This window comes from Albibacterium profundi (assembly GCF_042159835.1).
In the GTDB taxonomy this organism is placed as follows: Bacteria; Bacteroidota; Bacteroidia; order Sphingobacteriales; family Sphingobacteriaceae; genus Albibacterium; species Albibacterium profundi.
This window is the reverse complement of record NZ_JBBVGT010000002.1, coordinates 450,423-472,354: the sequence shown is the minus strand read 5'-3', so window position 1 is coordinate 472,354 and position 21,932 is coordinate 450,423. Positions and strand designations below refer to the sequence as shown.

Annotated in this window: 20 protein-coding genes and 1 tRNA gene; 9 read left to right on the top strand and 12 right to left on the bottom strand. The window is 40.7% G+C overall.

What is annotated here, in order from left to right:
• The first annotated feature begins 79 nt into the window (after positions 1–79).
• The 4 genes from WKR92_RS03405 to WKR92_RS03390 are packed head-to-tail and all read left to right on the top strand — an operon-like array spanning position 80 to position 2,954.
• Positions 80–910 carry an ABC transporter ATP-binding protein gene (locus WKR92_RS03405; RefSeq protein ID WP_375556429.1) on the top strand — a complete coding sequence of 277 codons (831 nt, stop codon included), beginning with the start codon at positions 80–82 and terminating at the stop codon, positions 908–910.
• A gap of 3 nt (positions 911–913) precedes the next feature.
• Complete coding sequence (locus WKR92_RS03400; RefSeq protein ID WP_375556428.1) at positions 914–1,723, top strand: hypothetical protein; 810 nt, start codon at positions 914–916, stop codon at positions 1,721–1,723.
• A complete protein-coding gene (locus WKR92_RS03395; protein ID WP_375556427.1) occupies positions 1,724–2,116 on the top strand; it encodes a GntR family transcriptional regulator in 393 nt (130 codons plus the stop codon). It begins immediately after the preceding gene.
• On the top strand, positions 2,103–2,954 hold the full coding sequence (locus WKR92_RS03390) for a hypothetical protein (protein ID WP_375556426.1): 852 nt from the start codon (positions 2,103–2,105) through the stop codon (positions 2,952–2,954). Before WKR92_RS03395 ends, WKR92_RS03390 begins: the two co-directional genes overlap by 14 nt.
• A gap of 301 nt (positions 2,955–3,255) precedes the next feature.
• Here the strand turns inward: WKR92_RS03390 and WKR92_RS03385 are convergent.
• Positions 3,256–3,328: transfer RNA gene (locus tag WKR92_RS03385), tRNA-Phe, on the bottom strand.
• 170 nt (positions 3,329–3,498) lie between these two features.
• On the opposite strand from WKR92_RS03385, the gene WKR92_RS03380 reads away from it, so the two are divergent.
• Positions 3,499–4,308 carry a carboxylesterase family protein gene (locus WKR92_RS03380; RefSeq protein WP_375556425.1) on the top strand — a complete coding sequence of 270 codons (810 nt, stop codon included), beginning with the start codon at positions 3,499–3,501 and terminating at the stop codon, positions 4,306–4,308.
• 151 nt (positions 4,309–4,459) lie between these two features.
• On the opposite strand, the gene WKR92_RS03375 is transcribed toward WKR92_RS03380, so the two are convergent.
• Positions 4,460–5,728, bottom strand: coding sequence for a DUF819 family protein (locus WKR92_RS03375; RefSeq protein WP_375556424.1), 1,269 nt, complete (start codon positions 5,726–5,728; stop codon positions 4,460–4,462).
• 137 nt (positions 5,729–5,865) lie between these two features.
• On the opposite strand from WKR92_RS03375, the gene pafA reads away from it, so the two are divergent.
• The 3 genes from pafA (at position 5,866) to WKR92_RS03360 (ending at position 10,540) form a co-directional block, all read left to right on the top strand.
• Complete coding sequence (pafA, locus tag WKR92_RS03370; protein WP_375556423.1) at positions 5,866–7,530, top strand: alkaline phosphatase PafA; 1,665 nt, start codon at positions 5,866–5,868, stop codon at positions 7,528–7,530.
• Between the two features lie 53 nt (positions 7,531–7,583).
• Entirely contained in the window at positions 7,584–9,143 is a 1,560-nt protein-coding gene (locus tag WKR92_RS03365) for an FMN-binding glutamate synthase family protein (protein WP_375556422.1), read from the top strand.
• Between the two features lie 86 nt (positions 9,144–9,229).
• Positions 9,230–10,540, top strand: coding sequence for a DUF8457 domain-containing protein (locus WKR92_RS03360; protein ID WP_375556421.1), 1,311 nt, complete (start codon positions 9,230–9,232; stop codon positions 10,538–10,540).
• 35 nt (positions 10,541–10,575) lie between these two features.
• On the opposite strand, the gene rodA is transcribed toward WKR92_RS03360, so the two are convergent.
• The 7 genes from rodA to purN form a co-directional block, all read right to left on the bottom strand.
• Positions 10,576–11,856: a rod shape-determining protein RodA gene (rodA, locus tag WKR92_RS03355; protein ID WP_375556420.1), complete on the bottom strand. Its 1,281-nt coding sequence runs from the start codon at positions 11,854–11,856 to the stop codon at positions 10,576–10,578.
• Complete coding sequence (gene mrdA / locus WKR92_RS03350) at positions 11,853–13,697, bottom strand: penicillin-binding protein 2 (RefSeq protein WP_375556419.1); 1,845 nt, start codon at positions 13,695–13,697, stop codon at positions 11,853–11,855. Before mrdA ends, rodA begins: the two co-directional genes overlap by 4 nt.
• The gene (locus tag WKR92_RS03345; protein ID WP_375556418.1) at positions 13,694–14,209 is read right to left on the bottom strand and encodes a rod shape-determining protein MreD; all 516 of its coding nucleotides are present in this window, start codon (positions 14,207–14,209) and stop codon (positions 13,694–13,696) included. Before WKR92_RS03345 ends, mrdA begins: the two co-directional genes overlap by 4 nt.
• Positions 14,202–15,038, bottom strand: a complete 837-nt coding sequence (mreC, locus tag WKR92_RS03340; RefSeq protein WP_375556417.1) for a rod shape-determining protein MreC — start codon at positions 15,036–15,038, stop codon at positions 14,202–14,204. The genes WKR92_RS03345 and mreC overlap by 8 nt, the downstream gene beginning before the upstream one ends.
• 80 nt (positions 15,039–15,118) lie before the next feature.
• On the bottom strand, positions 15,119–16,141 hold the full coding sequence (locus tag WKR92_RS03335) for a rod shape-determining protein (RefSeq protein ID WP_118196763.1): 1,023 nt from the start codon (positions 16,139–16,141) through the stop codon (positions 15,119–15,121).
• 143 nt (positions 16,142–16,284) lie between these two features.
• Positions 16,285–17,817, bottom strand: coding sequence for a bifunctional phosphoribosylaminoimidazolecarboxamide formyltransferase/IMP cyclohydrolase (gene purH, locus WKR92_RS03330; protein WP_375556416.1), 1,533 nt, complete (start codon positions 17,815–17,817; stop codon positions 16,285–16,287).
• 22 nt (positions 17,818–17,839) lie between these two features.
• Positions 17,840–18,412, bottom strand: coding sequence for a phosphoribosylglycinamide formyltransferase (gene purN, locus WKR92_RS03325; RefSeq protein WP_375556415.1), 573 nt, complete (start codon positions 18,410–18,412; stop codon positions 17,840–17,842).
• Positions 18,413–18,530: 118 nt separating this feature from the next.
• On the opposite strand from purN, the gene WKR92_RS03320 reads away from it, so the two are divergent.
• Positions 18,531–19,025, top strand: a complete 495-nt coding sequence (locus WKR92_RS03320) for a TlpA family protein disulfide reductase (protein WP_375556414.1) — start codon at positions 18,531–18,533, stop codon at positions 19,023–19,025.
• Between the two features lie 20 nt (positions 19,026–19,045).
• Here WKR92_RS03320 and WKR92_RS03315 read toward each other — a convergent pair whose 3' ends face one another.
• Genes WKR92_RS03315 through WKR92_RS03305 form a run of 3 tightly spaced genes read right to left on the bottom strand, consistent with a single transcriptional unit; the run spans position 19,046 to position 21,729 of the window.
• On the bottom strand, positions 19,046–19,789 hold the full coding sequence (locus tag WKR92_RS03315) for a LytR/AlgR family response regulator transcription factor (RefSeq protein WP_375556413.1): 744 nt from the start codon (positions 19,787–19,789) through the stop codon (positions 19,046–19,048).
• Positions 19,786–20,835, bottom strand: a complete 1,050-nt coding sequence (locus WKR92_RS03310; RefSeq protein ID WP_375556412.1) for a sensor histidine kinase — start codon at positions 20,833–20,835, stop codon at positions 19,786–19,788. Before WKR92_RS03310 ends, WKR92_RS03315 begins: the two co-directional genes overlap by 4 nt.
• 15 nt (positions 20,836–20,850) lie before the next feature.
• Positions 20,851–21,729 (bottom strand): LiaF transmembrane domain-containing protein, encoded by an 879-nt coding sequence (locus tag WKR92_RS03305; protein WP_375556411.1) that lies wholly within the window; start codon positions 21,727–21,729, stop codon positions 20,851–20,853.
• Between the last annotated feature and the right edge of the window lie 203 nt (positions 21,730–21,932).

Here is a 21,932-nt window from a genome sequence, read left to right as displayed (position 1 = left end):
TATAAAATTAAATTATAAAACACTTGGACAATAAAATTTTTTGCTATACATTAGTGTATTATTTAAATAGTACACTAGTATGATAACCATTAGAAATCTAAATTTTAGCTACAGCAAAAAGGTTCCGCTATTCACAAATATGAATATGGAACTCGGTGCAGGACATATTTATGGACTGCTGGGTAAAAACGGGGCGGGGAAGTCGACTTTATTAAAAAATATAGCCGGCCTGGTATTTCCCGACAGTGGATTCATTGAGGTCTTAGGCTATCGGCCTGAGAGTCGAGAAGTCATGTTTTTGCAAGACATCTGCTTTATTCCCGAAGAGTTTTACTTACCGTCCGTCAAATCAGACACGTATGTACGGTCAAATGCTGTGTTCTATCCGAATTTTAACCATGATTATTTTAATAGTCTGATCGCCGAATTTGAAATACCTATTCAGCAAAAATTAGGCAACATGAGCTATGGGCAAAAGAAGAAGTACATTATCTCCTTCGGGTTAGCATCCGGTTCTAAACTAATTATTATGGATGAGCCGACCAACGGCCTTGATATTCCGTCAAAGACACAGTTTCGGAAAATTATGGCCTCGGCGATGAAAGAAGATCGATGTATTATTATATCTACCCACCAGATTCGTGATTTGGATAACCTGATTGACTCGGTGATCGTTCTCAATCAGAACAAGGTCGTGTTAAATGCATCCATTTTTGATATAGCAGAAAAGGTGCAGTTTCGAAAGCAACAGACCATCAACGACGAGGTATTATATGCCGAATCTAGCCTAGGCGGCTTTCATGCTATGGTTCCTAATGCAGACGGAAGCGACTCTAAAGTAGACCTTGAACTGCTATTTAATGGGGTCTTAACGGAAAAAGAAAAAATCACGAACCTAATCGAAGCTTAACTTATGGAAACTACATTTAATTTTAATCGTTTTATGCTCTTAGTTCGCCGGCAGTGGATTGGTGTGGGTAAGATTTACTTGATGGCTTGGGGAGTGCTGGCGGGTCTATTGCTCTTCTTTTATATTTTATTTGCAGGAAGTGCCGGGTATGCGACAAATGTTGAGTCGATCGTAGCGATGTTGGAGTTTCGGTCTTCTTTCTTTGTTTTTCTGGGACTGTTTTATATGACAATTATATCTAGTAGTTATTTCAGCCAACTGGGAGAAAAAGCAAAAGCAAGCTTTGAACTGTTACTCCCCGCATCGCGATTAGAGAAGTTCATGGCTGCCCTGTTTTATACGGCTATCTTAGCTACAGTTTCGTATATATTGATTTTTTGGATCGTGGACTTTGGTTTTGTGACCTATTTAAAGAGTAAGCTGATTTCGGTGACCACAACGCTGCAGGTCGAATCCGGACCAGCAGTAGAAACGCAGCTTTTAGTTAATTTTTATCAAATCCCCTTTCCAAAAGAGGTTTATTACTTTATTTTTTTACCTTATCTGTTGGGTTCGATTTTCTTACTGGGATCGATCTACTTTCGTAATTTCCAATACATTAAAACGGCAATTTCGTTATTTGCTTATGTCATTCTCTTCGCCTTTTGTATGTATAAGGCAAGCCGGTGGTTTCTTGGAGGTACAATTTCACAAGGTAATGGTTTTTGGGAAAGCAGATCAACCGTTTTCATGGTTGTATGCATCGGCGGGATTGTGCTTACGCTGCTTCTATGGACGGTGGCGTATTTGCGACTAAAAGAAAAGGAGGTTTAAATGGATTTTAACTCAAATAAGGCAATTTATCTTCAGATAGCTGAGCATGTATTTGAACAAATTTTACTGGGGGTGTGGGCTGTTGAAGAAAAGATGCCCTCTGTCAGAGAGTTTGCCGTGCAACTAGAGGTTAATCCTAATACAGTGATGCGTAGCTATGATTTTTTGCAGCAGATGGAGGTTATCTATAACAAGCGGGGAATAGGATTTTTTGTTGCTAAAGACTCAGTAAAGCATATCAAGGAGTATAAACGTGCGGTATTCGTGGAGGAGGACTTGCCTCAGCTATTCAAGGATATTTATTTATTAGACATCAGCTTGGACGAATTAAAAGACCGTTATCAAGCTTTTGTAGATCAAAACTTTAAGACTAACCAAAATGAAAACGAGTAATAAAATGTTAATCGGGATAGCGGTCGCTCTTCTCGTTATACCCATCAGCACCATGGTTTTTTCATCCCTTAATGGGCGAGTGGATTATGACGAATACCGACGTGGCGTCGCTATAGAAAGTGTGAAATTGGATACGGAAGACAAGTTTTTGTCGACTACCAAATTAGAGGAGTTCAGCAATGTGAAATTTTCAAGTGACGATTACAGCTATCTACACGTGCATTTGGTGAAGAGCGATGAGTATGGTGTTAAGATTAACCGGACAACGCACGGCGAGCTTTCCTATGAAATCGATGAAGAGCGGACATTGCATATTTCTGTGCCGGAAGTCGGCTCTTATTACCCGACTATTTTTCTGTTTGCACCTGATATTCATCATGTTGAATTCGACAGGGTGCACATAGGTGCACTACATACAGAACAGGATAGCCTGAGTTTGTTTTTTAATCGCATGCATCCAAACGAGACAGTGATTGAGGAAAATCCAAATTTGACGTTCCTGCATCTGAGTTTAAACAATTCGGATTGGACAATGCGGGGATCAAGTCCGATGTTCAAACAGCTCGAATCCATCGAGGTTGAGTTAGAAGATAGTTCGATCTCCTTCGAGTCAGATTATTATAATGAAATTCTCATTCATGCCAACAATTCTTCGTTCAAGATAGATCCAGCGAAGGACAGTCAAGCAAAGATTGGTCGTTTGACCGTCAATACATTAGGCAAGAGTACTATTTCCTTAGAAGAACGCGTTAGGGTTGACAGTCTCAGCGGTTCTATCTCAGACAGTACGCTTGTGAAAGCACCTTTTTATATGATGGAAAAATTGGTTCGTAGATGATGGATGATTGCGTCTTGACTAAACGAAGATCAAGGTCTGAGCTCGTTCGGGAATCTACTTTATTCGCACCCTTGATATCCCTTAGTGTAACCGTTAGAACCGGCGTTTGAATACGAGCACAACGGGAGCACTAGCCAGCTGCTACGGTAGCATGTAGAACGAGTCCTATACAAGGCCTATTGGAAATATAGGGGCTGTCTTGATCCGGCCATTGTTTACACTTAGCTTACACTGCTAGGAGGAATAAACGAAAAAAACCCACTCTATGATATTTTAGAGTGGGTTTTTCTGTTTTCTTTCGTGGTACCAGCTGGAATCGAACCAGCGACACAAGGATTTTCAGTCCTTTGCTCTACCAACTGAGCTATGGTACCTTAACAATTGAAACGTAGTTTCCTTTGTTTGGGGATTGCAAATGTAGCTTCTTTTTTGATATATGGAAAATTTTTCCTGAAAATAATCGAATATTTTTCTTTTGTGATTGAAAATGAGCTTGATTTGTTTTTCATTTATTTTAACGATATTGTTTTTAAAAGTATTCCATATGAAAAATCTAATCAAACTCATGTTATTCAGTTGCATTTTGCTGGGCTCAATCGGTAGTAATCCTGTAAAAGCTCAAGAACGACAAGGTGATCAGCAGCCTTTTAAAGAAGAGCAAATTAAATATAATGGAGGAGAATTGTCATATCGCGTACTCTATCCAGAGGGTTTTAACAAAAATAAAGAATATCCCGTGATTTTATTTTTGCATGGTGCGGGTGAAAGGGGAGATGATAATCAAAAGCAGCTTACCCATGGATCTGATCTTTTTTTGGAGACGGCTAATCGGAAAAAATACCCAGCTATCGTGATTTTTCCACAATGTCCAACCGACAGTTATTGGTCGAACGTCAACGTGGAGACTGATGAAAGTGGCAAACGGATTTTTAAGTTTGGCACAGAGGGCGAGCCCACTGAAGCGATGAAAGGTGTATTGGCCTTGGTGGATGATCTACAACAGACAGCCTATGTAGATCAAGATCGGATTTACCTCGGTGGTTTATCTATGGGAGGTATGGGAACGTTCGAGCTTCTTCGTCGTAAACCGGGAGTGTTTGCTGCGGCGTTTGCTATTTGCGGAGGTGACAATCTTGAAAACGTAAAAGAATATAAGGATATACCGCTCTGGGTTTTCCATGGAGAGGAAGACTCCATCGTCCCAGCTAGTCTCTCTATTGATATTGTCGAAAAGTTGAAGGAAATAGGCGCCAAGCCCCGCTTTAGCCTATATCCGGGTGTAGATCATAATAGTTGGGACAATGCCTTTGCTGAACCAGATCTGTTGAGCTGGATATTTCGACATAAGAACTGACCCAATTAGGGTGTATATTTGGTTCACATGTTAGCGGGTTCATGATGCATCCATTACGCATTTCTTCTGCATTTATGGCCTTAAATGCGGAAGAAATGGGGTCGAGACTGGGTCACATTTTCTCAACATTTGAATGAAGTATAGTTGCAGTCTAAGACATGATTCCTGAAACCCACTGTAATAGCAGACCGGTTAAATAACCTCCGTAAGTTCCGACTGCATAGCCAAGAACAGCCAATAATACGCCTACCGGAGCTAAGAAGCGATTGAATGCGACTGCGACGATAGGAGCTGAAGCTGCACCACCAACATTAGCCTGGCTACCGACAGCTAAAAGAAATAATGGAGCTTTGATAATGCGTGCTATAACAATCATGATAGTTGCATGGATACATAACCAGAGCCCACCAATCATGAAAAATTTAGGATTGTCGAAGAGTGCTTTCAGGTCCATACTCATACCAATTGTCGCTACTAAGATATATAAAAAGAGAGAACCAAAGTTAGACGACCCGTGCTGTTCCAAGCGTCTTGCTTTTGTAAGTGAGAGAAGTAATCCAATCGTGGTTGCAATAATCACTATCCAGAAAAAACCACTTGTTAGAGAATATTGGCTTAGATTTGGATAGTTTTCTGAGAGCCACGGAGTAATTAGGTCCGCAAAAAAATGAGAGACTGCGACACCTCCAAAAGCAACACCTAGAATTACCATCCATTCACTCGTTCCGCTCTGTGTGCTACCATTTTCAAGATGCATTTTTTCCATGCGTTGTTCTAACGCAATGATTTCTGAGTTGTCAGCTCTAAAAAACCGATTGACTCGATCTCGATGCTGGGAACTGTAGAGTAAGATCCCTAACCAGATATTAGCGACTATCACATCTACAGCAATCATTTGTGCGAACAATGTTTTATCAGCACCGAATACCTCCAGCATAGCTGCTTGGTTGGCACCACCGCCAATCCAGCTGCCCGCAATCGTAGACAATCCACGCCAAGTCTCTGCTTCTCCAAAACGGAAAACGTCCGGGAAGAAATTTCCGACCACGGCGAGAGCAATGGGGCCACCGATAATAATTCCGAACGTGCCTGCAAAGAACATATATATAGCCTTCGGACCTAAACGTCTTACGCTTTTCATATCGATACCTACTGTAAATAGGATCAGACTGGCTGGCAAAAGGTAACGTGATGCAATACTATATAGTTGTGAGCTGTTCCCAGAGATAATACCGAAAGTATTAAGCAGAGCCGGAATAAAATAACATAGTAAAACTGAAGGAACGTATGTGTAAAATTTTGCCCAGAATCCGTTTTTTCTGGATGAGGTATAAAAGATCAGGGCCAGGATGATCATTAATAGTCCGAAGACTACGGCATCGTTCGTGAGTAAGGCCGGATTGGCATTTGGGTTTTCCATTAATTAGCGTTTCGATAAGATTATTTTTCTAAAGTATTAAAATTTTATCAAAATCATTATTACATCCAAAACACAAAGGGATTTTACGTCAAAATTTGTAGCTTAGATTTACAATTCAAAACATCCTAGTTATAAAAATGAAAAAACAACTCATCTGGTGTTCCGCACTTATCGTATTTATTCTTATTTCACTAACTTCTTATGCGCAACGCAAACGAACGGATCAAACTTTAGATAGACCGAAGCTTGTGGTTGGGATTGTCGTAGATCAGATGCGTTGGGATTATCTCTATCGCTATTATGAACGCTACGGAGAAGGAGGGTTTAAGCGGATGTTGAATGAAGGGTTTAGCGCCAATAACACGAACATCGACTATGTGCCAACCGTAACGGCTATTGGCCACACCACTGTTTACACAGGTTCCGTCCCTTCGATCCACGGTATTGCAGGGAATAACTTTATTATTCAGGCAACAGGCGAGCAAATGTATTGTTCTGAAGATAAATCTGTACAAACGGTAGGAAGCACGTCTGATGCAGGTGAAATGTCGCCTCGAAATTTGTTGGCAAGTACCATTACCGATGAATTAAAGCTAGCTACTAACTTCCGATCTAAGGTTATTGGGGTAGCAATAAAAGATCGTGGAAGTATATTTCCAGCAGGACATGCTGCTGATGCTGCCTATTGGTTTGATGGTAAAACGGGTAATTTTATTACTTCAACGTACTATATGAAGGAGCTACCGGCTTGGGTAAACGAATTTAATAAAGCGGCTTGGGTTGAAAAGCTAATGGACAAAGGTTGGGAAACGCTTTATCCGATTGATACCTATGTCCAAAGTAGCGCTGATGATAATGAATATGAAGGTGAGTTCAAGGGGACGGATAAACCAACCTTACCACTAAATACAGCAAATCTGTATAAAGAGCAGGGACCTGGAATGATCTCGTCCACGCCTTTTGGAAATACGCTGAGTATTGAAATGGCGAAAGCCGCGATAGATAATGAGGATTTGGGGAATCATGAGGTTACAGATTTCTTAGCGCTTAGCTTGTCCTCGACTGATTATATCGGACACCGATTTGGGCCGAATGCGATCGAGGTGGAGGATACTTATTTAAGATTAGACAAAGAGTTAGAGGAGTTTCTTAATTACTTGGATAAGCAAGTCGGCGAAGGTGAATACACGGTCTTCTTAACAGCGGATCATGGTGGCGCGCACAACGTGAGTTTTATGCAAGATAATCGTTTCCCATCGGGTACTTTTTCGTCGGGACAAATAGAAAAAGAATTAAACAATGTGCTACAAGAGAAGTTTTCTGAAGAGGAGTTGGTTATAAGTCTGTCGAACTATCAGGTTCATTTCAACAGTCCTTTGATTAATGAGCGCGGGCTGGATAAGGAAGAACTCAAGTCGGTTGCCATTGATTTTTTGAAAAAACAAGAGGGGGTGAGCTACGTTGTTGATATGGAGAAGGCAGCTTCGTCTGCCGTTCCAGCACTTATTAGAGAACGGATTGTGAATGGTTACCATTACAAGCGTAGTGGAAGTATACAAATTATATTGAATCCTGCTTGGTATGGTCACGGCTCGAAGCGCCCAACTGGTACTTCGCACTCTGCTTGGAACCCATATGATTCACACATACCGTTGATATTTATGGGCTGGGGAATAGAACAAGGCAAAACCAGTCGTCCCACACATATGACAGATGTGGCGCCTACAATCGCTGCGCTCTTGAATATTCAAACGCCTAATGGTACTATTGGAGAACCTATATTGGAAGCGATGAAAAATTAAAAAGAAAAAACTCCATAAGTCGTTTAGGTAATTATTAATATAAACTGAATCCTATGAGAAATCTATTTTTATATGTTGGAGGTGCGTTAGTAGCATTACTGTTGGTGTTTACTTGGTTTTATCCGGGTATTATATGGTGGACAGCTATTGTTCTTGTTATCTTCCTTGTGGGAATTTATAATATGATCCAAGAACGACATACGATTTTACGAAATTTTCCCGTGTTGGGTTATTTTAGATATTTTTTTGAATTCATTTCACCTGAATTACAACAATATTTTATTGAGCGAAACACTGATGGAAAGCCAATTCCCAGAACTATCCGGTCGATTGCCTACCAACGTGCAAAAAATATCGAATCTACAGTAGCTTTCGGTACGCAATTGGAAATTAATAATCGGAATTATGAGGGCCTTCGCCACTCGATATATCCCGCGCCCATTACGGAAGAGCTTCCACGGGTGACCATTGGTGGGGAACAATGTAAGCATCCGTATAGCGCGTCGAGATTGAATATATCGGCAATGAGTTATGGTAGCTTAAGTTCGAATGCGATTATGGCATTAAATCAGGGTGCACTCAGGGGCGAGTTCTATCATAACACGGGAGAAGGGGGCATCTCTGAATATCACTTGCAGGGTGGGGATTTGGTTTGGCAAATAGGGACAGGTTATTTTGGTTGTCGTGATGCAGATGGTGATTTTAATCCTGAAATGTTTAAGGAACGAGCTGCGTTGAAAGAAGTCAAGATGATTGAAGTAAAACTTTCTCAAGGTGCGAAACCGGGGCACGGGGGAGTGTTGCCGGCTGTAAAGAATAGCGAGGAAATTGCAAAAATTAGAGGTTTGGTGCCTCATACGACGGTTTTATCTCCCCAGCACCATCGTGCCTTTTCCAATGCTCGGGAGCTCATTCAGTTTATTGGTACACTTAGAGAGCTTTCTGATGGTAAACCTGTTGGTTTTAAACTATGTGTAGGTCGCACTGATGAATTTATCGAGTTATGCGAAGTAATGAATGAATTGCAGATTTACCCTGACTTCATTACCGTCGACGGTGCAGAAGGCGGCACAGGCGCGGCTCCATTGGAGTTCTCGGATGCAGTTGGTATTCCATTAGAGCCGGCACTTATTTTTGTCCATCAATCGTTGGAGAAATACGGAATCAGGAAAAAACTTCGTTTAATATGTAGTGGCAAGATCATATCGGCTGCATCGTTCTTGAAAGCATTATCATTAGGTGCTGATGCTGTGAATAGTGCACGTGGTTTTATGCTTTCTTTAGGCTGCATACAAGCATTGAGGTGCAATACGAATGATTGTCCGACGGGAGTTGCCACGCAAGATCCAAACCTAGTCAAAGGTCTTGTTGTGAGAGAAAAGAAAGATAGAGTTTATCACTTCCATCACAATACCCTGCACGCGGCTATGGAGTTATTGGCCGCATGCGGGAAGAAAAGTTTTGGTGATATAAGTATGGATATGTTTATGAGAGGGGATGAATTTATGCACTTGTCTGATATTTACTTCCCTAACTACTTGGATGATTTTACCAAAGTAAGAACAGAAAAATCTACGTTTACGAAGGTTGGTGAACGTCCAGATGTTAAGTGATGTTAAAGTATTCAATGGTACGTGATATATACTGCTAAATTAGTTAAATTTGATAATAAAATTTGTAAGAAAAAAGATTAGTTATTATGATATCTAAAGAAGAGATTGTCGATAAAATACGCGTGTTAATGAAGGAGCTTTCGGAGTCGTTTGATCATATTTCGGATTCCGAAAAAGATGTTCATCCATTGGAGTTTCAATTGTTTGAAGCGAATGCTACGTATTTTACAGAGCATGCGACAATTTTGCGAAAATTGGAAGAGGAACGATATGCCAACGAGGGTGCGGATGTAGGCAAACAATATGTAACTGAAACCGGATCGGAAGAGGAAAATGCTGAACCTAGCAATGAAGCGACTCGCGAAGACGAGGATACCTCGGCCGTAAATGAAGTCCCAGGGGTGCCGGAAGGAGAGGAGAATGCTGGTGATGACGATGAAATTTATTTTACGCCGCCGATAGAAGAACGTAATTCTAATCAGGAAGAGGATAAACAGAAAACAGTAGACGAAATTCCCGAAAAGGAAGATTCAACGAGCTCTGAGTCACAAGACGATGTTACAGAATCTCGTAATGAAGATAAGGATGATCAAAAGAACCCAGTGACAACCGGTGAAACGAATGTTAAAAATGATGAAGAAGTTGAAGAAGCGGATGAAGTAGAACCCAAGGATAAAGAGACAGAGGGACACAACAATCAACAGCAGGAAGAAAAAGGTGTACAGAGAGAAAGTGAGCAAACCAAGCAAGGGGATCAAGAGCTTAATCATTCTAAATTGAAGTCTTTTTTTGAACCCTTTGATGTCCCCGCGGAATTAACTAAACAGACAGGAGATGATAGTCGTGCTGAATCGGATCGTTCCGGTGTACAAGAATCTGCCAGTCAATCGTCTACTGATCATACATCTGCTGGTCAGCCGTCGGATAATAGATCCGACGAGAAAGCTGTAACTAGCGAGACGCAGGCAACTTCAGATGATGAAAAAATAAGTTCAGAGGTAGTGATTGAAGAGAAGACGGTGAATATAGAACCGGAACGTCCTATGAGTTTAAACGAACGTCTCTTTGCTCAACGAAAAAACACGCTATCGGAGGACAAACCATCGACGCCATTGGCTCAAGGCCTAAACACACCCAAGACGCCAATCCCTAAGCAACAGCGTATTCGCGATATCAAGTCGAGTATTAATCTGAATGATAAATTATTATTTATAAAGGATTTGTTTAATGGTTATAGCTTGGCCTATAGCGAGGCAATTGAATTGTTGAATCGATTCGAGACAATGGAAGATGCTGATCATTTTTTACAGTCTAATTATGCCGCCAAAAATAATTGGGGTACGAAACAAGCAACCGTTGATAAGCTATACGCTATTTTGAGGAAGCGCTATGGGTAGTTTCGCTTAAGTCAGAAACTTCGAAAGTAATCGAATTAAAAGGACTGCATATTAAGCAGTCCTTTTCTATTTGCGTCAAGCTTAATAAGGATAAATAATAGGATCGTGAAACTCCAGAGAGATGAACCTCCGTAACTAATGAATGGGAGCGGAATCCCGATTACGGGTACAATGCCTAAGGTCATTCCGATATTAATAAAGAAATGGAAAAATAGGATCGAAACTACACCATATCCATAGATTCTGGCGAAATGGGAGCGTTGACGCTCAGCGATATGAATTAGTCGTAGAAGAAGTCCTATGTATATCAAAACCATTGAAGCGGAACCCACGAAGCCCCACTCTTCACCGATGGTACAGAAGATGAAGTCGGTGCTCTGTTCTGGCACAAAATTGTATTTTGTCTGAGTACCTTGTAAATAGCCTTTTCCTAACAGCTGACCGGATCCAATCGCAATCAATGACTGGTTGACGTTGTATCCTTCTCCTCGAGGATCATCGATTTTGCCCAGTAATACTTCGATCCTATTACGTTGGTGACTTTGTAAAACTTGATTGTAAACAAAATCTACCCCCAAGATGAAAATAGTTGCCGCAGAGAAGAGCATTACGCCGGTAATAATAGCTCTACGGGATTTTCGAGTAAAATAAACTATTAAAGCACATAGAACCGCTACGCCTAAGATGACGGTCCACTGAGGAAAGAGCAAGGATAAGATAAATAACGCGATAGCAGAGGCTCCAATCAGAAGGAATGTACCGGATACATAACCCTCACGATAGAATACAAAAATTAGTGCAAAGAATGCCAACGCAGATCCAGTATCAGGCTGCAACATGATTAACCCAACCGGCAATAATAAGAGTAATGAGCCGATAATCAACGTTTGAAAGTTCGGATTTCGGTTGCTATGAGTGTTTAGGTATTTCGCCAGAATTAAACAGGACGCTAACTTTGCAAACTCTGAAGGCTGTAGACGGAAAGATCCCAAGGGTATCCAGGCCTGGTTCCCTCCAACATTCTTTCCGATGACCAATACTGCGATAAGAAGTAATATCGTGATACCATAGAGAATGGGGGCTGCCGAACTGTAGAAGCGACTGTCAATGATGAGGATAACAGCAGCCAAAATAATGGCAGATATGATAAAAATAAACTGTTTGCCATAATTTGTGTCGATACTGATCAAGCTAGGGTGCTCGGGGTCATATACAGCTGCATGGATATTGAACCAGCCAATGACACAGAGAGTTAGCCATAAAAATATGGTTAACCAATCGATTCCTGCACCGAAGAATTTTCTTTGTTGATTCATCGTTTTACTGCCTTGGTGGTATCTGGTAAAATGCTACCGTTATAAATTCGATCCTGTATGTATTTTGGAAGTGTAATGGTATCGGTTAAATATTTCTCAACCATCATACTGGCAATAGGTGCTGCCCAAACACCCCCGTAACCTGCATTCTCAACGAAAACAGCAATGGCAATTTTAGGATTTTCTCTAGGTGCAAAAGCAAAGAACACCGCGTGATTTGTTCCGTGTGGATTTTGAACTGTACCTGTTTTACCAGACATTTCAACCCCTTTAATCTTAACTGAGTAGGCCGTTCCTCCCGGTTGGTTTACTGCCCGGCTCATGCCTTCAATTACTGGTTCAAAATATTGCGGATCAACCCCAACGGATATTTTTTCGGAAAACTCGGGTTTGACAATCTTTTTCTCACCGATCGACTTGATTAGGTGTGGACGATAATAAAATCCTCTATTGGCAACGATGGCCATGATATTAGCCATCTGTAAAGGAGTTATACCCATTTCTCCCTGACCGATTGATAAAGATATATTGTAAGCCGAAGTCCAACTATCATTACCAAAGTGTTTGGTATAATAATCAGCTTTGGGTAAATTTCCCGAGTTCTCACCAGGTAGGTCGATACCTAATTCTTTACCAATCCCAAAACGCTGAACTGCATCATACCAATCTTTATACGATTCTGCTGGTTTTTTTCCTCTGCCATCTATCATGCGTGCAAAGGTAAATGCATAGTAAGGGTTACAAGAGGCTTGGATAGACGTAGCCAGATTTATCGAGCCATGGACGTGTGTGCATCGCATGTAGCCGCTTCGTCCGTATCGGTATCCACCCACGCATTGATACCTCATATCTTTATCGATTACCTGAGCTTGCTGCCCAACCAAAGCGGCAACGACTTTAAAGATTGACCCAGGAGGATATTGCGCTTGTATGGGCCGGATAAACATTGGTTTTAGTGGGTCATAAAGTAGTTTCATGTAATTGTTTCCACGCTCACGACCGACCATCATATTCGGGTTGTAGGAGGGGCTGCTTACGAAACTTAATATTTCACCTGTACTGGGTTCTATTGCCACGATGCTACCCAGCTTATTCTTCATCAGTGTTTCACCTAATTTTTGTAAGTTTTTATCTAGCGAGGACATGAGATCTTCCCCCGCAACGGCAAGTGTATCGTATTTTCCATCGGCAAAATGCCCTTTTGGTCGGTTGAATGCATCTACCATGAGATTCTGTACACCACGCTGACCACGTAGCAATTCCTCGTATGCACGTTCAACACCGCTCACACCGATATAGTCGCCCGGCCGATAGAAGCCGTCGCTCCGCTCAATGTCTTTGTCGGTTACCTCATTAATGTAACCAAGAAACTGCGCAGCTATGCTGTCGGGATAATTTCGTACAGTTCTGTTCTGAACATAGAAACCCCTGAATTCATATAAGTGCTCCTGTAAACGCGCGTAAGTCTCGGCCGATAGCTGTTTTTCGAAAATCGAGGCGCGATAAGGAGAGTAGTTTTTTGCCTTTAGAAATCGTTTATCGAAGCCCTCTTTATCGATACCGACCAGTTCACAGAAGAGCGTAGTATCCATTTCTTTTACTTCGCGAGGCGTCACCATTAAATCGTATACTGGCTCGTTCTGAACCAGAACTTCAGAATTTCTGTCGAGGATCACGCCGCGAGCCGGATAGATTACTACTTTTCTTAATACATTATTTTCTGCAGAAAGGTAATACGAATCATCTATGACCTGAATGTAAAATAGACGCAAAAGAATAACGACAGCTGATGTTATTATTATACCTTGGATAATGAATTTTCGCGCAAAATAACTGTTCACCGCTTTTTCCTTCTATATAATATCAATTCAAACAAAACAATCAGTATCGTCGTAAAGATACAACTAAAAAGAATGCTTGTTAGTGTGTAGAGGAAGTTATTTAATGAAAATACTTCCAGAATATACAATGCAGAGTGATGGAAGAAGCTGAGAATTAGGGCATAAATTAAAAACCATCGAAAGGACATTTGTCCGATACCAGGTGTGGATGATGCGTCGTAATCATCGTCTTGTAGCGTGAGGTTGATAAAAACGATTCGTGCCCAAGCGAGTGTTATACATGCAGCTGCATGGATTCCTAATGTATCATAGAAGGTGTCTATTGTAATACCGGTCAAGAAAGCGATAACAAATAAAAGCACTTTCGGTATCTTTGCCGGAAGTAGCATAAGCGCCATGATATAGGGAAATGGTGAAGCTAGATTATAATAGCCGATGTTTTTAAATAAAAATACCTGCGCTAAAATAAGCACAATGAATCGTATGATATTTTCTATAAACAACTTAGCCATTTTCTGAATTTTGTTCTTCCAGTTTCTTCTTTTCCTCCGAGAGTTTATCGGTTACGATGTATACATAACGTAAAGTGCTAAAGTCATTGTTCAACTTAATCTTAATATCCAAGAAGCTGCTGCCGCTTAGAATTCCTGTTTCTTCGACTTGTCCGATAATAACCCCTGAAGGAAAAAGAGAGTAACCAGATGTCACAACTTGTTCTCCTTTCGCTACTTCGACATGGTTAGGTATGTCTTTTAAAACGGCGTATTGTGGGTCAACGGCATTTTGGCCCCATACCAATGATCCGAAAGCCTCGCTTTTCGAAAGACTGGCACTGATCTTTGTGTCTGAATGTAAAAGTGACTGAATAGTGGCGAAATTAGGTGATACATTTAGCACGATACCGACGACGCCATTTGAGGATATAACACCCATTCCCTTTTTAATCCCGTGACGCGATCCGCGGTTCACCGTCAGGTAATTATTCTTTTGATTAACACTGTTGTTGATGACACGTGCTTCTATATAGCTATAACGCGGTTGAAGCGAGGTGTCTCGTATCGTACGAGAGGTAACCTCATTATCGTAATTGGAACTTTTTAACAAAGCTCGTAAGGCTGCATTTTCATGAGCGAGTGTAAGGTTTGTCTCGTTAAGGTCTATATAGGCTTTAAAGTAATCGATCTTCTCGTAAGCTCGTCCGATGATTTCATTGGAAGAGTTAAGTGCGCTCGCTCGCTGAAATGAATTATTATTAATGATTAAGATAAATGAAACGGCAAAGAACAGGATAAACAAAAAGAATGTACTGTATCTGTTAATGAATATCCAAAGGTTTCGCATATCTTATCGTTCCGCTTAAGATATGAGTTAGCCATCAGCTATTTGACCTCTGTGGGTTTAAGCTCATATCCCAATTCTTTCTATTGCATTAAAAATTTAAAGCTACCTATGTTCTTCAACGAAATTCCCGTTCCTCTTACGACAGCACGTAAAGGATCTTCTGCAATGTGAACAGGCAATTTGGTTTTTGAATGTACACGCTTATCAAGCCCACGTAATAAAGCGCCACCGCCGGTCAAATAAATCCCAGTTTGATAAATATCAGCCGAAAGTTCTGGCGGTGTGATTTCAAGTGCTTTAAGAATTCCTTCTTCTATTTTTGAGATTGACTTATCCAAACAGTGTGCAATTTCAGTATAAGAAACTGTAATTTGCTTCGGTACTCCGGTCATTAAATCGCGTCCTTGAACTGCAAAGTCTTCTGGTGGGTCCTGTAACTCAGGAAGCGCAGAACCCACTTCAATTTTAATTTTTTCAGCAGTGCGTTCTCCAATCATAATATTGTGTTGGCGACGGATGTAATTAATAATGTCGGAATCAAAATTATCGCCTGCGACACGTATAGATTGGTCGCATACAATGCCCGAAAGAGCGATAACGGCGATCTCAGTTGTCCCACCGCCAATATCGATGATCATGTTACCCATGGGTTCATCAACATCGATTCCGATACCCACAGCCGCAGCCATGGGCTCGTGAATGAGATAGACCTCTTTGGCGCCGGCAATTTCCGCAGAATCTCGTACTGCACGCTTCTCTACCTCCGTAATACCTGAGGGGATACAAATAACCATTCGTAGAGATGGAAAAAACCAACCTTTACCGTTGTTAATTTTCTTGATCATTCCTCTAATCATATGCTCAGCCGCATTAAAATCCGCTATGACACCATCTTTCAGCGGACGTACGGTTCTGATGTTAGCGTGGGTTTTACCCTCCATTTGCATGGCTTGGCGCCCAATGGCGATGACCTTATTTGTAGTACGATCAAATGCGACGATGGAAGGTTCGTCGACAACAACCTTATCGTTATGTATTATTAATGTATTAGCAGTACCTAAATCAATGGCAACTTCTTGAGTAAACCAGTTAAATAACCCCATTCGGATATTTTTTTAAATTTATTAATAGATTGCAAAGTTAATCGCTTTTTACAAAAGAAGCTTATTAAATTCTATAAAAAAGATTCGTTAATAATACGATATAAAAAAGTCATTTTTTGCAATGAATTCCCTAAAATAGAAAATTAATGTTTAAAATGACGAACACCGGTTAAAACCATAGAAACGTTCTTGTTGTTTGCCATTTCTATTGATTCTTTATCCTTTATAGAACCTCCGGGCTGCAGGATAGCCTTGACACCTGCATCGCTAGCAATTTCAACACAATCAGGGAAAGGGAAAAATGCATCGGAAGCCATCACCGAACCTTCTAATGGAAATTTGAAATATTTAGCTTTGTCGATTGCTTGCTTCAATGCGTCTACGCGTGAGGTTTGACCAACGCCACTGGCCAAAAGCTGTTCTCCTTTGACAAGGACGATGGTGTTCGATTTCGTATGCTTGACTATTTTGTTAGCAAATACAAGGTCTTCAAGCTCCTCTAATTCCGGTTGCCGATCAGTTACAGATTCCATTTGTTCGGTTCCTTCGATCGAAAGGTCTTTATCTTGCTGTATAACTCCATTTAACAGGGTTTTGAATTGCTGTTTCGGTAGTGCCACTTCTTTACGTTGCAAAATAATTCTGTTCTTCTTGCTTGTCAAGACCCGCAAAGCTTCGTCGCTGAATTCAGGCGCTATCAACACCTCAAAAAATAGTTTGTTGATATCTTGTGCTGTTTCTTCGTCAATAGTTCCGTTGCAAATCAGGACACCTCCAAAGGCAGAGATAGGATCGCATTCAAGTGCGGTTTTCCAAGCTTCAAATATTGAGTCCTTGCTGGCAACACCACAGGCATTTGTATGTTTTAAAATGGCGAAGGTAGGCTTGGTGAACTCGTCGATTAAGGCCACCGCAGCATCGATGTCGACTAAGTTATTATATGAAAGTTCTTTACCATTTAACTTTTCGAACATAGCGTCTAAATCGCCATAGAAAACAGCCTTTTGATGTGGGTTCTCACCGTATCTTAAGTTTTTAAATTGACTTTCACTATGCTTGAATGCTGTTAGAGGCTCTTCTGATGTTGAGTTAAAGTAGTTAAAGATGGCCGTGTCATAATGCGAAGAAATATGGAAAGCACGCTTAGCGAAATACCGTCTGTGTTCTAAGGTTGTATAGCCTTCATTTTCAACTAAGAACATCTCAAATTCACGGTAGTCATCTTTTGATGATAAGATCGTGACATCTTTGTAGTTTTTTGCCGCTGCCCGTATCAATGATATTCCGCCGATATCTATTTTTTCAATAATATCCTGTTCAGTAGCTCCTGATTTTACAGTTTCCTCAAAAGGGTAGAGGTCGACGATTACTAAGTCTATCTCGGGGATATTGTATTCGTTGATTTGTTCTTTGTCGTTCGCATGATCTCGGCGAGACAAGATACCTCCGAACACTGAGGGGTGAAGTGTTTTTACTCTTCCTCCTAAAATAGATGGATAGCCCGTTAGCTCTTCAACGGGTATAACGTTTATTCCTAGGTCTTTAATGAATTTTTCAGTACCTCCGGTGGAATAGATGTTAACTCCATATTTGTCTAATTGCTGGACAATAGATTCTAGGTTATCCTTGTAGAAAACAGATATTAATGCGTTTTTAATTTTAACAGGCTGGCTCATTGTTTATATTCAAATTTTACTATTAAAGTTCTTTTATGATTGTCTCTATAATCCTTGGAAAATGTAAATGTTCTAACTGTTGACCTTTGAACTTGATTGATTCGATCGTATCCTCTGGTTCTATCTTATATTTAGCTTGATAGATGATTTCTCCATCATCGAATTTGTCGTTAACATAATGGATGGTAATACCGGATTCACTTTCCTTAGCTTCGAGGACAGCTTGGTGCACATGGTCGCCATACATACCTTTACCGCCATAGTCGGGAAGAAGTGCTGGATGGATATTGATGATTCTTTCAGGAAAGGCATCGAGAAGATTTTGAGGAACCAGCCAGAGAAATCCTGCAAGTACAATAAGATCAATTTCTAGATCTTTCAGCAGCTCTACAGTTGCATCGGTTTTATAAAACTCATTGCGGTCGAAGACGTGCGATGGCGTTTCAAAATTATCGGCTCGCTGCAAGACATAGGCATCAGGATTATTGCTCAGAATAAGCGACACTTCCGCCAATTCATGGTTTTTGAAGTGTTCCAGAATTTTTTGGGTGTTGGATCCTGATCCGGATGCAAATATTGCGATACGTTTTTTCAAAAGTGAAATTTTTCCTCAAAGATATTAATATCGCCTGACATAGGAAAAGTAACAGTAAGTAAATTGATTTATTTTTATAATTTTGACCTGTTTACCCACAGAATCCAAAGAATCAGACATGAAACGTATATTGTTGATATTTTCGCTCATTGCTTTGTTTAACTTAGCCTGTTCGAATTCAAAACCTGAGAATGCACCTGATATGGTGCCGGAATTCACTTTCTTCAATATAGTGGATAATCGACCTGTGATGCGAACAAGTCTTGCTATTGAAGGGAATATCGTTTTTGTGTTTTTTGATACAGGGTGTATACACTGTAGAAACGAAATTGAGCTAATGGGTGAGAATTTTGATCAGTTTAAAAACGCAACCTTCTATTTTGTGTCACAGCAGGATCGAGGGATCGTAGCCGATTTCATGAATACATATGGCAAAGAACTTCAAGGTGAACCCAATGTGCATGTCTTGCTAGATAAACAATATGAGTTTCTGGCTAAATTTCAGCCAATTCAATATCCCGCTTTGTACGTCTATGGGTCGGATAGGAAATTAAAAGCGTACTTAGATGGTGAAAACGGCTTGGATAAACTTATATCAGTGATTAACCAGTAGTGCTCTGTGTGTAGCGAATATTATTTCTCTAGAGCCGCTTTCAGTTTAGCATAGCCTGATTTGCTTACACTGATGGAGCTTTTGTCTTTGAGGATCACTTTGTGACTTTCCTTCTCATAAGGCTCGATGCGGATGATCTGATTGATTCTCACGATAAATGATCTGTGTACTCGGACAAACTCATCTTGGTTTAGATTTTTCTCGAAATAGGTGAGAGTCGCCTTCTTTAGCGCGCTACCTTCGTCGGTATGGATCGAGACATAGTCGTCATCCGCAGCCAGGTAGTTAATCTTGTCTACGGGAATGATTTTTATATTATTTCCGGTACGTACCAGGACCCTGTCTAAGTTGTTTTCCTCTTTGTCCTGAACCTTCTCGATGAAGGCTTTTGTCTTTTCTTTTGACAGGCTTGGCTTTTGTGACAGAAATTTTTCGATCGCCTTAACAAATCTCGCTTTGCTAATCGGTTTTAATAAATAGTCTATTGCATGCTGTTCAAATGCTCGGAGTGCAAACTCTTCAAATGCGGTCGTGAAAATAACTGCTGGTGGTTCTTCGATCAGCTCCAGTAATTCGAAACCTGTTATTTTAGGCATTTGCACGTCCAGAAAAATTAACTCTGGATTTATTTCTGCAATGGCCTTTGCTGCTTCAAAGCCGTCGCCACATTCCCTGACAACCTCGATTTGAGGAAAATCGTTTAGATACTCGCTAACAATGCTGCGGGCCAGGGGTTCATCGTCTATAATTAAAGCTTTTATCATTCTGGCTGGGGGATAGATATTGTTGCTGTAAAGATATGCTTTCCAGCATTTGTATGCAACAAGTCAGTGCGACCATAAATCAGGAAGAGTCTACGCTCGATACTCCTTAGACCGAATCCAGAGCTTTTTTGTTTGGTCTGGCTGTCGAGGTCAAACGGGTTTGTCACTTTTATTTTTAATAGATTGTCTTGCTTAGAAATATCGATATTGATGTCTACCTGACCGGTGGTGTTATACAGCCCATATTTGATGGCATTTTCCAATAGGGGTTGGATGATCATCGCAGGAAGTTGATAATCTCGAGCGCCTTCTTGGTGAATTTTGATGTTCAATCGATGTCCGAATCGTACTTTCTCGATGTCGATGTACAGTTGGAGGTGTTCAAGTTCGGCTTCCAAGTCGAGTAACTGTTGATCGTCCATGTGTAGGGTCCCCCGTAGGAAGTCTGACAATTGAAATACCATAGTCCGGGCGAGGTCGGGTTTTTGAGTGATCAGTGCGATAATCGAATTTAAGCTGTTGAATAAAAAGTGAGGTTGAAGTTTTTGCCGCAAGCTGTAGAGTTCGGCTTCTCGAGCCATTTTTTCAGCATCTGCTTTTCTTCGTTCATTATCTCGGTTATTTTGCTGTATGTTCCATAATACGTTTATAATAGCCATGCAACCAATTAATAATCCCGCAGCGAGAAATCGCAACGGTAGCGAATAATCAATAAGGTCTTGGTATTCTTCAGAAGCTATTATCCAACCAATTGCATAACGTATCACTGCTAAGCTTATTACTGTTAGGCTGATAACCCATACGAGAATATAGGTGGTTTTTTCTTTCTGTGGCTGATAGTAAAATAGCACACTTGCGACAACGTAGCAGGCCAAGGTAATAATTGCAGCCGAAATTAAGCTATCTACGATAGCCGTATACATGGTTGTGCCATACCAGAATAGAAGTCCACCTTGGATGATCGACCAGCCAACGAAAATGATCGAGCAGCTAAGCAATAAGAAGCGATTTCTTTCGATTACAGGCGGTTGGTTGGCTGGTATCATCTGTTATTAACTCGACTAAATGCTTTTGATGGTAATGCCGCCAAACAGGGAAGTTCCTTTGATGTATAATATCTTAGAATGGTCTGGTACGGCCGGTGTATGGAAGCGTTTGTCCTCAATGTCTCCGAAAATGGAAGCCATTTCCGACTTAATAATCCAATGTGCCGGAGCGATGATTGTTGTGCCACCAAATAGTTGTACGACCTCTAGTGTTGCTGGGCCCCTTAGGTCTGCACGCATTAGATTGATTGTCGATCCACCCATAATATTAACGACGTCGCCACCCTTGAAGTTTTGCGAAACAATATAATGCTTCCCTCCGCCGAAAATTGACGTAGAGTCTATATAGTCATTAGCCGTGCCCGAATACTCTTCATTACGATGGTTTTCATCCGAATACTCGTCCTTTTGTTCGCTGGACGAGCTTTCTTCTTCAGTTATATGATCGTGGTCAGTGGTATCGTCGTCGACCTGATCCGTTGGTTGAGATTCATCTTTTACCCGTTTGTCCCATACAAAATCATTGTTTTCTGGATACTGATAAGTACCACGTCTCATTTGCCGTTTTTTGGATTTTCCTTTAATAAGGAAAAAGCCTACTGCGATTAAGATAATTGGCCAGATGAGAGGCCCAATACTGAAATTGAGCGTATTGCTAAGAAAGAAAAATAGACCGATCCCTATTAAGATGTATGAGGCTCTATTTTCGAAACCTGACTTCGCTCCAATGATGGCTCCAATAATGATGAGAATCATTGGCCATTGAAATAGCCAACCCAGATAAATAGCTGGTAAAAGTTTGTCTATTAAGAGCAGACCTCCGATTAGAATGATAATAAGACCTTTCAGGGTTCTGCTTGTATTGCTGTTTTTTCTTTTATGTTGTGTGTTCATGTTCTTAAATGTTTGATCAAATATACCTACAACGCTTCGGGTTCAAAAGAAGAAATAGTCGGAGACCGTAAAAAAATCGGTGAGTGAAGCCCTTTCGTCGGTAAAAGAAAAACAGCATATATGACCTTTTTGTGTGTTACGATCTAAATATATTAATTAATCATGATATGGCTTGGTTTTTGTAATATTTGTATTTTTTCTAA